The following is an 18968-nucleotide window of genomic DNA, read 5'->3' as shown; positions in this document are numbered from 1 at the left end:
GCCCCCGCCCCGGTGCCGGTGTCTCGGTCACCGGGAGGCGGCTGTCGCCGATGCCGGACGTCCGCTGGAATGGTGGAATGGCCACCGAATTCGCTCTCACCGAACTCACCGCCCGTTACGCGCGGGCCGTCGACCGGCGTGAGGCGGCGACGCTCGCGGCGCTGTTCGACCCGGACGCGACGTTCGTCCTCCCGCCCGCGTTGACGGGCACCGGCGCGCCGACGGAACTGCGTGGCAGCGACGTGCTCGCGTCCGCCGTCGTGGACGCCGTCACGCATCTGCATTCCACCCGGCACGTCGTCCACCAGCAGGTGCTCGACGTGGACGGGTCGGCGGCGTCGGGTGAGACGTACTGCACGGCGCATCACGTCTACTCCGGCCGAAACGGGTTCCGCGACAACCGGATCGCGCTGCGCTATCACGACCGCTACGTGCTCGGCGACTCCGGCTGGCGGTTCGCCCGGCGCGAACTGATCGTCGACTTCAGCGAGGACGTGCCGGTCACCGTGCCGGACTGAGTCCCAGCCGGGCCGAGCAGGCGGCCATCTCGTCGACGACCTGGTCCAGGGACTGCGCGTGCCGGGACGCCGACAGGACCAGCCGGTTCGCGCCCAGGTCCCGGGACCGGTCGAGTTTCGCCTCGTCCAGCCGGGGCAGCGTGGCACCCAGCACCAGTTCGACGTCGGCGGGGTCGCGGCCCGCGCCTGTTGCGGCGGCCCGCATCCGGGCGATCGCCCGGTCCAGGTCGTCGCCGGCGAGGCCGAGGGGCTGGAACCCGTCGCCGAGCCTCCCGGCGCGGCGTGCGGCGGCCGGGCTGTGTCCGCCGATGAACAGCGGCACGCCCGAATCCCGGTGCGGTTTGGGCCAACTCTGCGCGCCGCGGAAGGAGAAGTATTCGCCGTCGAAGTCGACCGCGGCGGTGCCCGACCACAGGGCCCGCATCACCGCGATCGCCTCGTCGGCCACCGCGGCCCGTCGGTCGAAGTCGCCCCCGCAGGCTTCGATCTCCTCGCGCATCCAGCCGAGACCGAGGCAGACGCGGAGGCGTCCCGCGGACAGCCGGTCCAGGGTGGCGAGGCGTTTCGCGAGCACCACCGGGTGATGGTTGGGGAGTACCAGCACTCCCGTCGCGAGACCCAGCGTCGTCGTGGCGCCGGTGACGAACGACAGCAGTTCCAGGGGGTCGGGGAGGCTGCAGTCGTCGGGCAGGTGCGACTTCCCGGTGGGCGAGTACGGGTATTCGCTCTCCGTGTCCGCGATGACGACAGAGTGCTCGACGGCGGAGATCTCGTCGAATCCGAGTGATTCCGCGGCCCTGGCGAATTCGAGTATCCACTCGGGCTCACCGGCCCGCCCCAGCTCGACGGGAATCACCACACCCAGTTTCATGTCACCCTCACCGTCACACGTGCAGGAATCGTTGCCGGCCGTGCGTGTGGAACTCCTGCTCCAGCGCGGCCTTCTCACTGTCGGTCATCTCGCGGTACTCGGGAACACCGCGTCCCACCCACCGGAAGATCGGATCGTCGCACCGCCAGCACTGTTCCTGCAGGGTCCGTTTGAGCACCTTGTTCGATCCCGTCACCGGCAGGTCCGTCGACACCCGGACGAATCGCGGGGCCGCCTTCGTGCCCAGGTCGTCCTGGCCGGCGAGGAACGCGGCGAACTCCGCCGGATCGAAATCGGCCGGATCCGACACCTCGACGGCGGCCATCACCTGATCGCCCGACCTCGGGTCGGGGACGGCGTACACGCCGGTGGCGATCACTTTCGGGTGGCGGCGCAGAATCCGCTCCACCATCAACGCCGAGGTGTTCTCGCCGTCCACCCGGATCCAGTCGCCCTTCCTGCCTGCGAAGTAGATGAAGCCGGCCTCGTCGACGTACCCGAGGTCGCCCGTCCAGTACCAGCCGTGCCTGATCCGGTCGGCGATCGCGTCCTCGTTCTTGTAGTAACCCTCGAACCGTGCTGCGCCCGCCTTGTCGATCATCTCGCCGATCGCCTCGTCCGGGTTGAGCACCCGGCCGTGCTCGTCGAGCAGTGCCCGGGCCTTCTCCGCGCGGGTGTCGGGGTCGACGATGACGATGTTCTCGTTCGCGGGCCTGCCGAGCGCACCCTCGGGGGCGTGGGGGTCGAGCGTCACCGAACCGGCGCCCTCGCTCGAGCCGTATCCCTCGTACAGTTCGGCGCCGAACCGTCGGACGAATTCGGTCTTGTCCTCCGGGGACGCCTCGGTCCCGAAACCGCGGACGAGCGTGTTGTCCCGGTCGTCGGGCTGCTCCGCGGTGGCCATCAGATACGCCAGCGCCTTGCCGACGTAGGTGAAGAACGTGGCACCGAAGAACCGGACGTCGGGCAGGAATCCGGACGCGGAGAACTTGCGCGGCAGGCAGACGGTGGCGCCGATGGCGAGCGCGGGCGCCCACAGCGCCATCAGCGCGTTGCCGTGGAACAGCGGCATGCAGCAGTAGTCGACGTCCTCGCGCACGTGCCCGTACTTGGCGATGTTCGCGTACGCCAGCCGGGCGAGGCGGCCCTGGCTGCACCGCACCGCCTTCGACGTGCCGGTGGTGCCGGACGTGAAGAGCAGCAGGAACAGCGTCGACGGGTCGAGCGCGGGGTCCGGGGCCGGCTGCTCGACGGCGTGGGCCGCGACGAGGTCGGTGTAGTCCGGTTGGTCGACCAGCAGGAACCGGTCCTCGGACAACCCGAGGTCGAGGCCCGCGAGCTGCGCCTTCCCCGCGGTGTCCGTCACGATCAGCTGGCAGTCGACGTACCGGATCTCGGCCTCGAGTTCCGCCCCGCGACGGGTCGGGTTGATGCCGACGACGGTGGCGCCTGCGAGGGCCGCGCCGCCCAGCCAGAACAGGAACTCGGGGGTGTTCTCGAGCAGGACGCCCACGTGGAACGGGCCGTCGCGGCGCAGCGAGGACGCGACGGCCCCGCGGGCGGCGCTCTCGTGCACGACCTCGTCCCAGGTCCAATCCTGTTCCCGGGTGCGGACTCCCAGTGTGCCGTCACCCAAGCGGTCGAGCAGCATCCGGGCGATCGTGGTGCGTTCCAACGCCATCTCTCCTGTCGACACGGCCTGCGCGTTCACTGCGCTCGGAGCACGCAGTGGGTGCCACCGTAGATCGCCGTCATGCACTTGTTGCAGTGAATGCACAATCCGGGGTTGTGGTTCTCCTCCGCGATGCGGTTGACGAGGTCGGGTTCCCGCAGCAGTGCCCGTGCGACCGCCACGAACTGGAAGCCCTCCTCCATCGCGAGGTCCATGGTCGCCTTGCCGGTGATGCCGCCGAGCAGCACGAGCGGCATCGTCACGGCGGCCCTGATCTGCCGGGCGTCCTCGAGGAGATAGGCGTCGCGGTAGGGGTATTCCTTCAGGAAATGCTTGCCGACCAACCGGATTCCCAGTTTCGTCGGTTGCGGCATGACGGCGGCGAACTCACGCAGCGGTGCGTCGCCCTTGAACAGGTACATCGGATTCAGCAGCGAACTGCCGGCGGTGAGCTCGAGCGCGTCGAGAGACCCGTTCTGTTCGAGCCACTGCGCCACCTGGATGGCCTCGTCCACCCAGAAGCCGCCGGGCACACCGTCGTCCATGTTCAGCTTCGCGAGGATCGCGATCCGGTCGCCCACCGCGTCGCGCACCGCCCGGGCGGTCTCGAGCGCGAACCGGGCGCGGTTCGCCAGAGACCCGCCGTACTCGTCGGTGCGCTTGTTGACCTTCGGGCTCAGGAAGGAGCTGATCAGGTAGTTGTGGCCGAAATGGATCTCCACGGCGTCGAATCCCGCCTCCACCGCGCGGCGGGCCGCGTTCGCGTGCGCCTCGACGATCCGGGTGATATCGGCCGTCGAAGCCGGCTTGGAGAAGTTCTGCGTGGTCATCCGGAAGGCACGGGACGGGCCCAACGCGGGGTACCCGATGTACTTCGCGGCCGCGACCGGTCCCGCGTGACCGATCTGCGCAGACACCGCCGCGCCCTCGCCGTGGATGGCGTCGGTCAGCTTCCGCAGGCCCGGCATCGTCTCGTCGGTCCATTGGATCTGGCCGGGCGACGTCCGGCCGTCGGCAGCGACTGCGCAGTACGCGACTGTCGTCATGCCCACGCCCCCGGCGGCGGGCCGCCGATGGAAGTCGATGAGCTCGTCGGTGACCAGACCCTTCGGGGTCAGCCCCTCGTACGTCGCCGCCTTGATCACGCGATTACGCAAAGTGATCGGCCCGAGCCGGGCCGGGGCGAGCGGATCGACCTTCACTGCGGGCGGGTCGAGATCTATCGTCATATGAGTTCCTCCAGCTGCGATTCGCTGTCGAACGTAACGGCGCCGGGATGTCACGGATCGTGGCAGTCTCGCTGAGTGGTAACCACGTCCGGGCGCCCGTCACGGCGTGCCATCTTGTGTCGGTACGAGTGCCCGAGGACGAAAGGTCGCCCCGATGACTGCCCCTACAGATCCACAATTGCTCCTGGATCAGGTGATGTCCCGCCTCACCGGACCCGGTGGCCGGTTCGAACTCGTCGAGGAACCTGTGCTCGGCACCCGGATGCCGGTGATGAAGAACCGCGGGCGCTCGGTGGGTGAACTCCTCACCACCTCACTGCGCTGGGGCGACCGCGACTACCTGGTGACCGCCGACCGCCGGATGTCCTACACCGAGCACGCCGCCGCCGTCGCCGCGCTGGCGACGGCGCTGCGCGAGGAGCACGGCGTCCGGAAGGGTGACCGGGTGGCGATCCTGGCGGCGAACACCCCCGAGTGGGTGGTCGCGTTCTGGGCCACGCAGGTGCTCGGCGCCATCAGCGTCGGATTGAACGGCTGGTGGGTTCCGCGGGAGGTCGAATACGGGCTGACGCACAGCCGGCCCACCGTGGTGATCGCCGACGCGAAGCGCGCCGAGACGCTCGCCGCGGTCGGCACCGCTGTCCCCGTCCTCACGATGGAGGACGATCTGCCCGGAATCTTCGCGCGCTACGCGGGCTCCCCCATGCCGCACACCGACGTCGACGAGGACGACCCCGCCGCCATCCTGTACACCAGCGGCACGAGCGGCAGGCCCAAGGGAGCGCTGCACTCGCAGCGCAACATCCTGGCCGTCGTCGACTACCACCGCTTCAGCGACGCCGTCGTCGGCGAATTCAGCGGACGGCCCGTCGATCCGGCGGTGCCGAGCCCGCTCCGCTACCTCCTGACGTCTCCCCTGTTCCACATCGCGAGCCTGCACAATCTGGTGATTCCGCGGCTGGCGACGGGCGGCGCCGTCGTCATGCATCAGGGTGGATTCGACGTCGACGCCGTGCTCCGCCTCGTCGAGCGGGAACGCGTCACCAACTGGGGTGCGGTGCCCACCATGGCGTCCCGCCTGGTGGAGCACGACAACCTCGACAGGTACGACCTGTCGTCGCTCACGTCGTTCTCGCTGGCCTCCGCGCCGTCGTCGGTCGCGTTCAAGGAGCGTCTGCGCGAGAAGGTGCCGTTCGCGCGCAACGCGCTCGTCGACAGCTACGGGCTGACCGAGTGCAGCACCGCGATCGCCGTCGCCACCGCCCCCGAACTCGAGCAGTTCCCGGGCACCCTGGGACGCCCGATCATCACCGTGAGCATGGAGATCCGCGACCCGTTCGGGGAGTGGCTGCCCGACGGCGTCGAGGGTGAGGTGTGTGTGCGCAGCCCGTTCGTGATGCTCGGCTACTGGGAGGACGAGGCCGCCACCGCCGCCGCGATCGCCCCGGGCCGGTGGCTCCGGACCGGCGACTTCGGGCTCGTCGAGAACGGCCGGCTCCGGCTGACCGGACGTCGCTCGGATCTGATCCTGCGCGGCGGCGAGAACGTGTACCCCACCGAGATCGAGCAGTGCCTCGACGAGCACCCCGACGTACTCGAGTGCGCGGTGATCGGCGCACCCCACGAGGATCTGGGGCAGGAGGTGGCCGCCGTGGTGGTGTTACGACCGGGTGCCGCGACCACCGAGGCGGAACTGCGGGACTACGCGGCTGATCGCCTGTCGTATTTCAAGGTCCCGACCCGCTGGCGGATCAGCACGGACCTGCTGCCCCGCAACGCGACCGGCAAGATGATCCGCCGCGACATCACCGTCTGACACGCCGAATGCCGCGGGGGTGCAGTCGAACTGCACCCCCGCGGCATTCGGGCGATTGAAGACCGGGCGAACGTCAGCGGATGAGGTTGCCGAGATCGACGGGGATCTGCGCCCCGGTGATGTACTTCGCTTCGTCGGAACACACCCAGGCGACGACGGCGGCGACGTCCTCCGGCTGGGTGATGGTGTAGGGCAGCGTGTTCTGGTAGATCGAGCCGAGAGTCGACGCGTACTTGACGATGAGCGGGTGCAGGTCGCGCGTCTTCATGCCGGTGTCGACCCCGGCCGGGTGCACGGTGTTGACGCGGATGCGGTGCTCACCGAGTTCGTTCGCCATCGTCTTGGCCAGCCCGGTGATGCCGTGCTTGGTGGCGACGTAGTGCCCGGTGAACGGGGTGCCCTTCAACCCGGACACCGAACTGGTGAAGACGACGGCGCCGCCCTCGCCCTGTTCGATCAGGTACGGAATCGCCGCCTTCGCGGTGTGGAATGTTCCCGTGAGGTTGACGTCGACCGTCTCCTGCCACTGCTCGGCGGTGATCTCCCACGACAGCGCCCCCGAGCAGATGCCCGCGTTCGCGATCACCACGTCGAGGCGGCCGAGCCGGTCGATGCCGTCGGCGAGTGCCCGCGAGAGGCCGTCGAAGTCGCGCACGTCGGCGGTGGCTGCGACGATCCGCCTTCCTGTCGACTCGACGAGCCGGACCGTCTCGGCCAGGTCGTCCCGGGTGGCGCCGGGATAGGGCGTGGACGCGAATTCGGTGCAGGCGTCGATCGCGATGACGTCGGCGCCCTCGGACGCGAACCGGACGGCCTCGGCGCGGCCCTGCCCGCGGGCGGCGCCGGTGACGAAGACGACCTTGTTCTCGAAACGCTGCGGTGACGTCACGTTCTGCTCCTGAGGGGTCATCGTGGGCGGGGCACGCTCTTGTCGACGAACAGTCCCTCGACGGAGACGCACACCTGGCCGTCCGCGGTCCGGATGTCGCCGGCGGTGGTGATCTTGCGGCCGTCGACCGAGATCAGTTTCCCGGTCAGGGTGAGCGGTTCGAACAGCGGCGTCGGGCGGTGGTAGCGGGTGCTCAACTGCGCTGTCATGCCCGCCTTTCCGCCCCAGGCGTTGGCGACGCCGAGGACGTGGTCGAGCAGGAGCGCGGACACGCCGCCGTGGACGTGCCCGGGCGGCCCCTGGTAAGGGATGGTCAGGGTGACGGTGCCCCGGACCGATCCGTCGGGCAGGCCCTCGAGGACCAGGGGCGGCGCGAGCGCGTTCTCGGGTCCGGTGACGGGATCGTGCCGGGTGACGCCCTCGCCGTTCCACATGTCGATCAGCCGCTCCGCGACGGCGGGCGCGTGTTCCTCGAGGTGTTCGGCGATGCTGTTCAACTCCTCCGCGACGCGCGCGAGGTTGGCGTTGCCGCGGTCGGTGCGCAGCAACGCGTCGACCACTCGGCGGGCGGCCCCGGTCGCCCTGTCGACGGCGGAACCGTCGGGTGGCGACGTCAGCACCGTTCCCGGCGGGCTGTTCTCGAACGTGGGGTGCGTTCCGACGCTCATCCCGTCACCTCCATCGTCGCCTGGGTCAGCACCGGTTGCCCGGCCCGGTCGGGGCACGTCGCGCGGAGGGTGAGCCGGTCGCCCTCCTGCCAGACCGCGGTCTCGACGGTGTCGCCGGGGTACACCGAGCCCGCGAACCGCACCGCGTAGTGGCGCAGTCGCGTGGGATCGCCGTCCAGCATTCCGTCGACGACGGCCTTGCACACCACACCGTACGACGCGAGCCCGTGCAGGATCGGCCTTTCGAACCCGGCCGCGGCCGCGAACTCGGGGTCCGCATGCAGCGGGTTGAGGTCGCCGCTGAGCCGGTACAGCAGCGCCTGCGCCGTCCCGGTGCGGGACACGAGCACCTTGTCGGGCTCCCGTTCGGGGATCGTGGCCACCGACTCGGGTCCCGGGGAGCCGCCGAACCCGCCCTCATCACGGGCCCAGATCTGCATCCCCGTGGTCCACAACGGGTTCCCGCCCGAGTCGGTGGCCGTCTGTTCGAGCACGATGACGGCGGCCTTGCCCTTGTCCCACACGTCGGCCACCCGCGAGGACACCCGGGCCCCGCCCGAGGCGGGGATCGGCGCGTGCACGGTGAGCGACTGACCGCCGTGCAGGATCTTGCGCAGGTCGATGTCGATGCCGGGCAGGCTCAGCCCGGCCTGCGGTACGTCGCCCGCCGAGATGCCCTGCCCCGCGACGAGCGCGAACGTCGGCAGCACCCGCAGATTCTTCTCGTACACCCAGTGCAGTTCCGCCGGGTCCCGGGTGTTCTCGCCGGCGCCGAGTCCGAGGTGGTAGAGCATCACGTCACGTTCGGTCCACGACAGTTCGCGCACAGCCGGGTCCGCGGCCAGCGCCGCCTTCACGTCGATCGCCATGTCAGGCCACCGCTCCCTCTCCGGGCTCCGGGTCGCGGGGCAACCCCAGCAGCCGTTCGCCGATGATGTTGAGCTGGACGTTGGTGGTGCCGCCCGCGATCGACAGGCACTGCGAGTTCAGGAACATCTGCGTGTCCGACGTCCGGGGCCGGTCGCCGAGCAGGGCCTGCGGTCCCGCCCAGTCCATCGCCACCTCCCACACCTGCTGGATGTGTTCGACGCCGAGCAGTTTCGCGATCGACGACTCGGCGCCCGGTTGCCCGCCGGCGATCGAGCGCAGGGTGGTGCGCAGTGCCATCAGCCCGCCGGACTGCGCGTCGCAGAGAACCTTGCCGAGCACGGTCAGCTGTTCGTCGTCGATGCCGCCGGGCAGTGCACCGGCCAGGGTCAGCAGCGCCTCGCCGCCGGACCCCAGCGAGGAGTCGTGCGACAGCGACACGCGTTCGTTGGCGAGGGTGGTGCGGGCCAGCTTCCAGCCGTCGCCCGGTTCGCCCACGAGGAGTTCGTCGGGGACGAAGACGTCGTCGAGGAACACCTCGTTGAACAGGGCCTCGCCGGTGATCTCGCGCAGGGGCCGGATGTCGAGGCCCGCGCTGGCCTTCATGTCGATCAGGAAGTACGACAATCCCTTGTGCTTGGGAACCGTCGTGTCGGTGCGGGCGAGGCAGATCCCCCAGTCCGCGGTTCGGGCCATCGACGTCCACACCTTCTGCCCCTGCAGCATCCAGCCGCCGTCCACCTTCGTGGCCCTGGTGTTCAGGCCTGCGAGGTCCGATCCGGCGCCGGGTTCGGAGAACAACTGGCACCAGACGAGGTCGCCGCGCAGCGACGGGGGCACGAAGCGCTGCAACTGGTCTTCGCTGCCGTGCGCGATGAGTGTGGGCACCACCCAGTTGCCGATGATCATGTCGTGGGGCTTCAGCGCGGCCGTGCGCAGTTCCTCGGCGATCACGAGTTGTTCCACCGCTCCCGCTCCCCTGCCCCACGGTGCGGGCAGGTGCGGTGCGGTGTACCCCTTCTCGGCCAGGTACGTCCTGCGTTCCGTCTCGCCCAGTGCCCCGGCGGACGCGAGTTCCGCGCGGACACCGGCCCGGATGCCCGCCGCCTCCGGCGGCAGCTCGATGCCGAGGACCCGGCGGGCACCACCCAGCGTCGCGCGGGCGACGCGCCGCCGCCAGAACGCGGTGGATCCCAGCAGGATCCGCAGCGACTGCGCCCGGCGCAGGTACAGGTGCGCGTCGTGTTCCCAGGTGTAGCCGATGCCCCCGAGCACCTGGATGCAGTCCTTGGCGACGGAGAACGCCGCGTCCGGTGCGGTGGCGCCGGCGACCGCGGCGGCGAGTGACACCTCCGCCGCACCGGTCTCGGAATTCATCGCGCGGGCGGCGTCCCACGCGCAGACGCGGGCCTGCTCCGCGAGGCCGAGCATCCGTGCCACCCGGTGCTTCACGCCCTGGAACTGGCCGATGGGACGGCTGAACTGCCGACGCACCTTCGCGTAGTCGGCGGCGGTGGTCACGGCCCAGTCGGCGACGCCCGATGCCTCGGCGGCGAACAACGTCGCGGCCAGGTCGAGGACGCGCTGCGCATCGATCTTCACGACGTCGGCCTCGGTGATCTCGAGTCCGGTCACCGCCGCGGTCGCGTTGCGGCGCACCACGTCGTGGCTGGGGAGGTCGGTCACGTCGAGGCGGTCGCGGGTGAGCGCCACGAACACGGTGTCGTCGCCGTCCGCGGCCGCGAGCAGGAACAGGTCGCCCACCTGCCCGCCGAGGACGTACCCCGACTCGCCGTCGAGCGTCACCGCTCCGCCGTCCCGGACGAGGCGCAGTGAACCCGGCTGCAGCGCCACCGCGCCGAGGGTCGCACCGTCGGCCAGTCCGGACAGCTCACCCGTGCGGCCGGATTCGTGCAGGACGGCGCCGAGCAGCACGGTCGGCAGGAACGGCCCGGGCAGCAGGACCCGGCCGAGTTCCTCGGCGACCACCGCCAGTTCCACCAGCCCGCAGCCCGCACCGCCCACGTCCTCCGGCAGGTGCAGCCCCAGTACGCCCAGTTCCGCCAACGACTTCCAGAACAGCGGTCGCTGCTCGGTCTTGGCCTCGACGGCCTCCCGGAGCACGGCCGGGGTCACGGTCCGCGTGGCCCAGCCTCGCACCGAGTCGCGGAGGTCGCGCTCTTCTTCGGTCAATCCCATTGTCATGTCGGCCTCGATCGTTCGGGGGTTCAGATGCGTTCGATGATGGTGGCGGTGGACAGCGCGCCACCGGCGCACATCGTGACGAGTGCGGTTTCGTTGTCGGAGCGTTCCAGTTCGTGCAGGGCGGTGGTGATCAGCCGGGCCCCGGTGGAGCCCACCGGATGCCCGAGGGCGATGGCGCCGCCGTTGACGTTGACCTTCGACAGGTCGGCGCCGTGCACCTGCGCCCACGACAGCACGACCGAGGCGAACGCCTCGTTGATCTCGACGAGATCGATGTCGCCCAGCGACATTCCGGCGCGATCGAGGACCATCCGCGTCGAGTCGATCGGTCCATCGAGGTGGTAGTAGGGGTCGGAGCCGACCATGCCGGACGCGACGATCCTCGCCCGCGGCCGGAGTCCGAGTTCGCGGGCACGGTCCTCGTCCATGAGCAGGACGGCGGCGGCGCCGTCGCTGATCTGGGACGAGTTGCCCGCGGTGTGGATGTGGCCGTCGATCACCGGCTTCAGTGCGGCCAGGGCGTCGGCCGTCGTCTCCCGCAGCCCGCCGTCCCGGGTGACGACCGAGGATTCACCGGTGGGTGTGCCCGCCTTGTCCACGACGGGGGCGGTGACCGGCACGATCTCGCGGTCGAATCGTCCCTCCGCCCACGCCTGTGCGGCGCGTCGTTGCGATTCGAGGCCGAGGGCGTCGACGTCGCCGCGCTCGATCCCGCGCAGGTCGGCGATCCGCTGGGCCGAGGTGAACTGGTCGCCCATGTCGATCGACCAGTCGCCGGGGTACGGGTTGCCCGTCTCCGGCGTGGCGGCCTGGCCGAGGAACACCCGGCTCATCGCCTCGACGCCGCACCCGATTCCGGCGGAGATCTGGCCGGACGCGATCAGACCCGCCACGACGTGCACGGCCTGCTGGGACGATCCGCAGGCGCAGTCGACCGACGTGGCCGCCGTCGTGTACGGCAGTCCCGCGTGCAGCCACGCCTGCCGGGTCACGTTGTTGGACTGCTCGCCGGCCTGCGTGACGCATCCGCCGACGATCTGCCCGACGTCCTCCGGGGCGACACCGGCCCGTTCGAGGACCCCTCGCTGCGCGGCGCCGAGCAGTTCGGCCGGATGCAGTCCGGACAGCGCTCCGCGCCGGCGCCCGATCGGTGTCCGTGCCGCGTCGACGATGACGGCGTTGCCCATGTTCCGCTCCCTTGGGTTCTTCTGGCTCGCGGACACGCCGCGGCTCATTTCTGGAATTTATTCTATTTCTTGAAAGACAGCAATGCCCTTCGTCTTGCGAAGGACAGTTCTCGACTCAGCTCATTCGTCAGGAATGAATGTCACTTCACTTCGGGAGCGCCGGGGAGGCGGCCCCGTCCGGGCCCGCGGTCAGCGGTGCGACAGACCGACCAGCAGCAGGTCGCACGCCTTGCGGATGTCGGATTCGGCGTCGGGAATGGTGACCCGGCCGTTGAGGCAGGACTGGATCACGCCGAACCACAACTGCACCAGCAGGCGCAACGCGGTCAGGTCTTCCTCCGTCGGGTGTTCGATCCCGGCGGCGTCCAGCATGATCTGCCGGAACGCGCGGTCGACCTTCCCTGCGTCCGGCACGGACGCGACGTTGGCGGTGCTCGTGGACTGGATCATCGCCGTGGAGAGCGCCGGCCTGCGCAGCAGACCGCGGGTGGCCCGGACCAGCACGTTGTATACCGCGTCCTGCGGCGATTCCCCGGGCGGCGCACTCTTCTTGAAACCGGTACCCATCCGGTCGATCTGATCGACCATCACCGCGACGAACAGGTGCGTCTTCGACGGAAAGTAGCGGTACAGAGTCCCGATCGCGACGCCGGCGCGTTTGGCCACCTCGTGCATCTGGACGCGGGCGAGTTCCTTCTCGGTCGCCAGTTCGACGGCGGCCTCGAGCATGCGGACGTGGCGGGCCCGCTGTTCCTCCGAACTCGGTTCGGCAGCATCCCGCACCTCGGCGATTCTCGGCACCCTCGATCCCCCTTCACTCCGCACACAGCCCCGGATCCGCTGTCGATTCTCGCACTGGATCGGCAAACCTTCGAATTTCGTCCGGTGAGTGGGACCGCACGTGCCGCACGCCGCCCGGATGCGATTGCGTGAACCCCACGACTGGACCGCCAGTCACCACTGATCATCAACGGAGGAAACGACGATGCAGGACTGGACAACCGAGTGCGACGTGCTGGTGGTCGGTTCGGGGGGCGGCGCCCTGACCGGCGCGTACACGGCCGCTTCGCAGGGTTTGCGCACCCTCGTCCTCGAGAAGACCCCACTGTTCGGCGGCACGTCCGCGTACTCGGGCGCCGCGGTGTGGCTGCCGGGCACCGCCGTGCAGGAGCGTGCCAGGATCGGCGACTCCACGGACAAGGCGCGCACGTACCTGCGCGCGGTGGTGGGAGACGAGGAGATCGACCGCCAGGAGGCGTACGTCACCACCGCCCCCGAGGTCGTCGACCTTCTCGAACGCGATCCCCACATCGAGTTCGAGTGGCGCGCATTCCCCGACTACTACAAGGCACCCGGCCGCATGGACTACGGTCGCGCGATCAACCCGCTCGACCTGCCGGGCGACGAGGTCGGGGAACTTCGTGAGGTCATCCGGCCGGAGGCCGACGTCGATCGGGCCGGCGAACCGCATCCCGAGGGAACGCTGAACGGGGGGCGTGCCCTGATCGGCCGTCTCCTCATGGCCCTGTACGGCACCGGGCACGCGGAACTGCGCACGGAGACCGCGGCCCGTTCGCTGATCGTCGAGGACGGCCGGGTCGTCGGAGTCCTGGCAACGGACGCGGCCGGTGAGACGATCCGCATCCGGGCCACGCGCGGCGTGCTGCTCGCGGCGGGCGGCATCGAGGGCAGCGCGGCCCTGCGCACCGAGAACGGAACGCCCGGCCGGGCGGAGTGGAGCATGGGTCCGCGCGGCGCGAACACCGGCGACCTCCTGCAGGCGGCGGTGGAGGTCGGCGCGGACACCGCGCTGCTCGACGAGGCGTGGTGGTGCCCCGGCGTCGAACTTCCGGACGGCTCGGGCGCTTTCATGGTGGGTGTGCGCGGCGGAATTCTGGTCGACAGTTCCGGCGAGCGGTACCTCAACGAGTCGCTGCCCTACGACCAGTTCGGCCGCGCGATGATCGAGCACGGAAGCGCCGGATCCTACCTCGTCTTCGACTCGAAGGAGGGCGGGCCGGTGTTGCCTGCCATCTCCATTCCGCAGATCTCCGCCGAGAAGCACCACGCGGCGGGCACCTGGGTGTCGGCCGACACGATCGAGGAACTCGCGGAGAAGATCGGCGTCCCCGCGGACGCTCTGCGCCGCACCGTCGAACAGTTCAACGACTTCGCCAAGCACGGCGTCGACGAGGCGTTCCACCGGGGAGAGGATCCGTACGACAACTTCTTCTGCCCGCCCGGCACGGGTGCGGACGCCCCGCCCAACCCGGCGCTGAGCCCGGTGTCGCAGGGCCCGTTCCACGCGGCCCGCATCGTGCTCAGCGACCTCGGCACCAAGGGCGGCGTCCGGACCGACGCCGACGCCCGCGTCCTGCGCGCCGACGGCTCCCCCATCGACGGACTGTATGCGGCGGGCAACACCAGCGCATCGCTCAGCGGCCGGTTCTACCCGGGCCCCGGAGTGCCGCTCGGCACCGCAATGGTGTTCTCCTACCGGGCAGTTCAGCACATGCGGAGCTGATTACACGAGGTTGTCCTCCACCGGGAGCCCGAACGCACCCCTGCCGAACAGGGCGAGGGCGCGTTCGGGCTCGTTGGCCACGTGCGCGCTGCCCGCGTGGGCGTCGCGCCACGACCGTTCGATCGCGTTGCCGCGGAACAGCGAACTCCCGCCGGCGGTCTTGAACAGCAGGTCGATCGCCTCGAGGGCACGCTCGGTGGCGCGGACCTGATCGCGGCGCACCCGCAGGCGCAGACCCATGGGGAGTTCCTCACCGGCCTCGGCCAACTCCCACAGTTCCCGCACGTTGCGATCCATCTGCAGGATTGCGGCATCGATCTCGGACGCCGCCCGGGCGACCGCGACCTGGGTGAACTGGTCGTCGACGAATCGGCCGCCACCGAGGCTGAGCCGCACCCGTTCCCGCATGACCGTCAGATAGCGCTCGTAACATCCCGCGACGATGCCGACCCCGGGCGCCGCGACGGCGGTGGTGAAGAGCGTGGCGAACGGCAGCCGGTACAGGGGTCCCCGGTTCACCTTCTGCCCGGGTCCGCGCAGTTGCGCCGTCTCGTAGTTCCTCTTGATCCGGTAGTCGGGAACGAACACGTCCCGGGCGCTGATCTCGTTGCTGGCGGTGCCCCGCATCCCCACCACGTCCCACACGTCGTGGATGCGGTAGTCCGACCGCGGCACCAGCGCGGTCATGAAATCGACCGGGCGGCCCTCGGTTCCGACGACCATCGCGCCGAGCAGCGCCCACGACGCGTGCTCGCAGCCCGAGGAGAAGCCCCAGTCCCCCGTCAACCGGTATCCACCCTCGACCGGGACGAGCCGCCCCACGGGCGCGTAGGCAGACGAGACGAGCACCGAATCGTCGTGGCCCCACACGTCGCGTTGCGCCCGGTCGTCAAACAGGGCCAGGTGCCAGGGGTGCACACCGAGCACGGACGCCAGCCAGCCCGTCGAGCCGCACACACTCGACACGGCGCGCACCACCTCGTAGAAGTGCACCGGATTGCTCTCGGTGCCGCCGTACCGCCGGGGCTGCAGCATCTTGAACAATCCGGTGTCGCCGAGTTCCCGGATCACCTGCTCGGACACCCGCCGCGACTCGTCGACCTTGTCCGCGCACTCCGCGATCGTGGGCAGCAGCCCGCGGACCGATCTGAGGACCTCGTTCGTCATCTGTCGGAGGGTAGGGCGATCGCACCCGCGCGTGGATATGCATCTCGCTCAACGGGAAACGCCGCCCTCCGACCGGTCCCGTCCAGTGGGACCACACGATGCGGGCCGTTCACGCTCACTTAGCGTGCAGGGCACCGCACAAGCCCAGGAGAGGACGGGACGCATCGTGACCACCCAACAGTCCGAGACAGTCGAGGTACGCGAAATCGACGCGGGCGCAGCGCCCACCCGATTCGCCCGTGGATGGCACTGCATCGGATTGTCCGAGGCATTCCGGGACGGCAAGCCGCACTCCGTCGAGGCGTTCGGCACCAAACTCGTCGTCTTCGCCGACAGTGCCGGCGACCTCGCGGTGCTCGACGGCTACTGCCGGCACATGGGCGGCGATCTAAGCCAGGGCACGATCAAGGGCGACGAGGTGGCGTGCCCGTTCCACGACTGGCGGTGGGGAAGCAACGGCCGGTGCAAGAAGATTCCGTACGCGCGCCGGGTCCCGCCGCTCGCGCGGACCCGGTCGTGGCACGCGCTGGACCAGGACGGGATGCTGTTCGTGTGGAACGATCCGGAAGGCAATCCGCCGCCCGCGGACGTCACGATTCCCCGCATCGACGGCGCTCTCGACGACGAGTGGACGGACTGGGTCTGGTACCGCACCACCGTCGACACCAACTGCCGCGAGGTGGTCGACAACATCGTCGACATGGCGCACTTCTTCTACGTGCACTTCTCGTTCCCCACCTATTTCAAGAACGTCTTCGAGGGCCACGTCGCCAGCCAGTTCATGCGCGGGCAGGCCCGTGAGGACATGCGCCCGCACGCGTCGGGTCAGCCGAAGATGGTCGGAAGCCGCTCGGACGCGACCTATTTCGGACCGTCGTTCATGGTCGACGACCTGACGTACCAGTACGAGACGCACGACGTCGACTCCGTGCTGATCAACTGCCACTACCCCGTCAGCGCACACAAGTTCGTGCTGCAGTACGGCATCATCGTCAAGAAGTCCAAGGAACTCGAAGGCGACGCGGCCACCGAGATGGCGAAGAATTTCGGCACGTTCATCGCGAGGGGTTTCGAGCAGGACATCGAGATCTGGAAGAACAAGACCCGCATCGAGAATCCGCTGCTGTGCGAGGAGGACGGTCCGGTCTACCAGCTGCGGCGGTGGTACGAGCAGTTCTACGTCGACGTCGACGCGGTGACGCCGCAGATGACCGAGCGGTTCGAGTTCGAACTCGACACGACCCGGCCCGTGGAGTCGTGGAAGCGGGAAGTGGAAGAGAACCTCGCACGAAAGGTGCGCGAAGCCGATGCGGCCGCTGCAGTGCACTGAGTGCGGCGCGCGGGTCCTGGTCCAGAAGAACAGCTGGGAGCACACATCCATTCAGTGGGACGACGCGGCCCGCTCCCGGTGCCGTGAGATCGGCGGCTCCGGACCGGGACGCCCCGGCGCTCCCCGGGAAGGGTGCGCGGCGTTGACCGCGTCGATCACCCGGGCCGCGCAGGCGGGTGCCGTGCCGGTGCGCGATCCCGACCCCGTACCGACTCCCGTCGTCGTCCACTGACACCATTTCCGAAGGGACACATCATGATCGACATCGATCACTACGGACCGTGGGCCGTGATCGCAGGCGGCTCCGAGGGGGTGGGCGCGAGCTTCGCCGAGGAACTCGGCCGAGCGGGGATGAACCTCGTGCTGATTGCCCGCAAGCCCGGCCCACTCGAGGAGACCGCCGGCAAGGTCCGCGCGCACGGCGTGCTGGTGCGCACCCTCGCGCTCGATCTCCTCGACCGGGACGCCCTCGACCGGATCCGCGCGGCCACCGACGACGTCGAGGTCGGGTTGCTGATCTTCAACGCCGGAGCCAACAGTTACGGGCACGAGTTCGTCAGCGGAGACCTCGCCGGTTTCCAGCGGGTCATCGACCTGAACATCACGTCTCAACTGCACCTGTCGCAGCACTTCGGCGCGAGGATGAAGGACCGCGGCCGGGGCGGGATCGTGCTGGTCGGTTCGCTGGCCGGCTATCTGGGGTCGGAAGACCAGAGCATCTACGCCGCATCGAAGGCGTTCGGCCGGATCTTCGCGGAAAGCCTTTGGCTCGAACTGGCGCCGTTCGGGGTTCACGTGGTCGAACTGGTTCTCGGCGTCACCCGCACCCCGGCGATGGTCCGGGCAGGCCTGAACTTCGATCTGCCGGGGATGAAGGTCGCCGAGCCCGAAGACGTGGCCCGGGAGGGACTCGCGCACCTCGCCGACGGGCCGGTCTGGGTGGCGGGCGGCCACTACGACGCGGCGCACAAGCGCAGCGGGTTCCCCCGCGACGCACTCGTGCACGGTGCGGCCGAGGGCATGCGGAAACTTCTGGGCCGCCGGTAGTCCGCGGGCGGTCAGAGGGTGGTGACGAGTCCGCCGTCGATCACGAAGTCGGATCCCGTCACGTTGCCCGCCCGGTCGCTCGCGAGGAACACGACGAGATCTGCCACCTCGTCCGGGCGGGTGAACCGGCCCGTGACCGCCTGTTTCGCGACATTCTCCGCCACCGCCTCCGGTTCGCCGCCCGCGGCGCGCGCCACCGTGGCGGCCACCCCGTCGTCACCGAGCCACAGGGCGGTCGACACCGGGCCGGGGCTGACAGTGTTCACCCGAATACCCAACGGTCCCAACTCTTTCGACAGAGCCTTCGAGAAATTGGTGAGCGCGGCCTTCGACGCGCAGTAGTCGATGACGGTGGGATCGGGCAGGAAACTGTTGACCGAACTCGTGGTCACGATGCTCCCCCGGCCCGCGGCGATCATCGTGGGCAGCGCGGCCCGGATGGTCCGCACCGCCGACATCAGATTGAGATTCATCGTCGTGATCCAGTCGTCGTCCGTCACGTCGAGGAAGCCGGTCAGCCTCGGGTGAGCGGCGCCGACGTTGTTGACGACGACGCCGAGACTGCCACGGGCAGCGGCGGCGGCGACGAGTTCGCCCGGGCCGGTGGGGGTCGACAGGTCGACGCTCACCGCCTCCACGTGTCCGCTGCGGACGAGTTCTTCCAGTTCCGGGCCGGGCGACCGCGCCCCCGCCACCACGAAGGCGCCTTCCGCGGCGAGCGCCCGGGTGATGGCGAGCCCGATTCCCTTGCTGGCTCCGGTGACCACGGCGACGGTGCCGCGCAATGCGAGATCCACGGGGTTCCTCCTGACGGCGGCGGAGCGTGCACGGACGAGCGGAATGTCCCCCTCCGCTCACGCTAGCCGAAATGATGCCGACCGCGCTGCGGACGAGTAATCTCAGCGACGAAGGGCCAGGCCACGGCGTCGTCCGTCGTACGACACTGCTTCTCGTCGCACGACTGCTCTTGGCGCACAC

General features: G+C 69.5%; 17 protein-coding genes. 6 read left to right on the top strand and 11 right to left on the bottom strand.

Annotated features, from left to right (window positions below; translation table 11 throughout):
* Positions 1-77: 77 nt before the first annotated feature.
* The gene (locus I1A62_RS39420; RefSeq protein ID WP_219457682.1) at positions 78-518 is read left to right on the top strand and encodes a nuclear transport factor 2 family protein; all 441 of its coding nucleotides are present in this window, start codon (positions 78-80) and stop codon (positions 516-518) included.
* Here the strand turns inward: I1A62_RS39420 and I1A62_RS39415 are convergent.
* From I1A62_RS39415 to I1A62_RS39405, 3 genes are read right to left on the bottom strand one after another with little or no spacing between them, the layout of a single operon-like run.
* Positions 502-1389 carry an LLM class F420-dependent oxidoreductase gene (locus tag I1A62_RS39415; protein ID WP_219457680.1) on the bottom strand — a complete coding sequence of 296 codons (888 nt, stop codon included), beginning with the start codon at positions 1387-1389 and terminating at the stop codon, positions 502-504. The two genes, I1A62_RS39420 and I1A62_RS39415, sit on opposite strands and share 17 nt — an antisense overlap.
* 13 nt (positions 1390-1402) lie before the next feature.
* Complete coding sequence (locus I1A62_RS39410) at positions 1403-3070, bottom strand: AMP-binding protein (protein WP_219457678.1); 1668 nt, start codon at positions 3068-3070, stop codon at positions 1403-1405.
* A gap of 26 nt (positions 3071-3096) precedes the next feature.
* Positions 3097-4290, bottom strand: coding sequence for an NADH:flavin oxidoreductase (locus tag I1A62_RS39405; protein WP_219457677.1), 1194 nt, complete (start codon positions 4288-4290; stop codon positions 3097-3099).
* Between the two features lie 154 nt (positions 4291-4444).
* On the opposite strand from I1A62_RS39405, the gene I1A62_RS39400 reads away from it, so the two are divergent.
* On the top strand, positions 4445-6106 hold the full coding sequence (locus I1A62_RS39400; protein WP_124389392.1) for a class I adenylate-forming enzyme family protein: 1662 nt from the start codon (positions 4445-4447) through the stop codon (positions 6104-6106).
* Between the two features lie 73 nt (positions 6107-6179).
* Here the strand turns inward: I1A62_RS39400 and I1A62_RS39395 are convergent, their stop codons facing one another.
* The 6 genes from I1A62_RS39395 to I1A62_RS39370 form a co-directional block, all read right to left on the bottom strand.
* On the bottom strand, positions 6180-6995 hold the full coding sequence (locus I1A62_RS39395) for a mycofactocin-coupled SDR family oxidoreductase (protein ID WP_308340760.1): 816 nt from the start codon (positions 6993-6995) through the stop codon (positions 6180-6182).
* A 17-nt stretch (positions 6996-7012) separates the two neighbouring features.
* Entirely contained in the window at positions 7013-7663 is a 651-nt protein-coding gene (locus I1A62_RS39390; RefSeq protein WP_124389390.1) for a PaaI family thioesterase, read from the bottom strand.
* Positions 7660-8532: a MaoC/PaaZ C-terminal domain-containing protein gene (locus tag I1A62_RS39385; protein WP_124389389.1), complete on the bottom strand. Its 873-nt coding sequence runs from the start codon at positions 8530-8532 to the stop codon at positions 7660-7662. The genes I1A62_RS39390 and I1A62_RS39385 overlap by 4 nt, the downstream gene beginning before the upstream one ends.
* A 1-nt stretch (position 8533) precedes the next feature.
* On the bottom strand, positions 8534-10735 hold the full coding sequence (locus I1A62_RS39380) for an acyl-CoA dehydrogenase (protein WP_219457674.1): 2202 nt from the start codon (positions 10733-10735) through the stop codon (positions 8534-8536).
* A gap of 23 nt (positions 10736-10758) precedes the next feature.
* The gene (locus I1A62_RS39375; RefSeq protein ID WP_219457672.1) at positions 10759-11922 is read right to left on the bottom strand and encodes a steroid 3-ketoacyl-CoA thiolase; all 1164 of its coding nucleotides are present in this window, start codon (positions 11920-11922) and stop codon (positions 10759-10761) included.
* A gap of 189 nt (positions 11923-12111) precedes the next feature.
* On the bottom strand, positions 12112-12723 hold the full coding sequence (locus I1A62_RS39370; protein ID WP_192581691.1) for a TetR family transcriptional regulator: 612 nt from the start codon (positions 12721-12723) through the stop codon (positions 12112-12114).
* Between the two features lie 184 nt (positions 12724-12907).
* Between I1A62_RS39370 and I1A62_RS39365 the strand changes: the two genes are divergently transcribed.
* Positions 12908-14446, top strand: a complete 1539-nt coding sequence (locus tag I1A62_RS39365) for an FAD-dependent oxidoreductase (protein WP_124389386.1) — start codon at positions 12908-12910, stop codon at positions 14444-14446.
* Here the strand turns inward: I1A62_RS39365 and hsaA are convergent, their stop codons facing one another.
* Positions 14447-15613: a 3-hydroxy-9,10-secoandrosta-1,3,5(10)-triene-9,17-dione monooxygenase oxygenase subunit gene (hsaA, locus tag I1A62_RS39360; protein ID WP_124389385.1), complete on the bottom strand. Its 1167-nt coding sequence runs from the start codon at positions 15611-15613 to the stop codon at positions 14447-14449.
* A gap of 166 nt (positions 15614-15779) precedes the next feature.
* Here hsaA and I1A62_RS39355 point away from each other — a divergent pair, with 166 nt between their 5' ends.
* Genes I1A62_RS39355 through I1A62_RS39345 form a run of 3 tightly spaced genes read left to right on the top strand, consistent with a single transcriptional unit; the run spans position 15780 to position 17990 of the window.
* A complete protein-coding gene (locus tag I1A62_RS39355) occupies positions 15780-16943 on the top strand; it encodes a Rieske 2Fe-2S domain-containing protein (protein WP_219457670.1) in 1164 nt (387 codons plus the stop codon).
* The gene (locus I1A62_RS39350) at positions 16921-17175 is read left to right on the top strand and encodes a hypothetical protein (protein ID WP_219457669.1); all 255 of its coding nucleotides are present in this window, start codon (positions 16921-16923) and stop codon (positions 17173-17175) included. Before I1A62_RS39355 ends, I1A62_RS39350 begins: the two co-directional genes overlap by 23 nt.
* Positions 17176-17198: 23 nt before the next feature.
* Positions 17199-17990, top strand: coding sequence for an SDR family oxidoreductase (locus tag I1A62_RS39345; RefSeq protein WP_219457667.1), 792 nt, complete (start codon positions 17199-17201; stop codon positions 17988-17990).
* A gap of 11 nt (positions 17991-18001) precedes the next feature.
* Here the strand turns inward: I1A62_RS39345 and I1A62_RS39340 are convergent, their stop codons facing one another.
* On the bottom strand, positions 18002-18787 hold the full coding sequence (locus I1A62_RS39340; protein WP_124389381.1) for an SDR family NAD(P)-dependent oxidoreductase: 786 nt from the start codon (positions 18785-18787) through the stop codon (positions 18002-18004).
* Between the last annotated feature and the right edge of the window lie 181 nt (positions 18788-18968).

Source organism: Rhodococcus sp. USK10 (assembly GCF_019378875.1).
GTDB lineage: Bacteria > Actinomycetota > Actinomycetes > Mycobacteriales > Mycobacteriaceae > Rhodococcus_F > Rhodococcus_F pseudokoreensis.
This window is presented reverse-complemented; position numbering and strand designations above follow the sequence as displayed.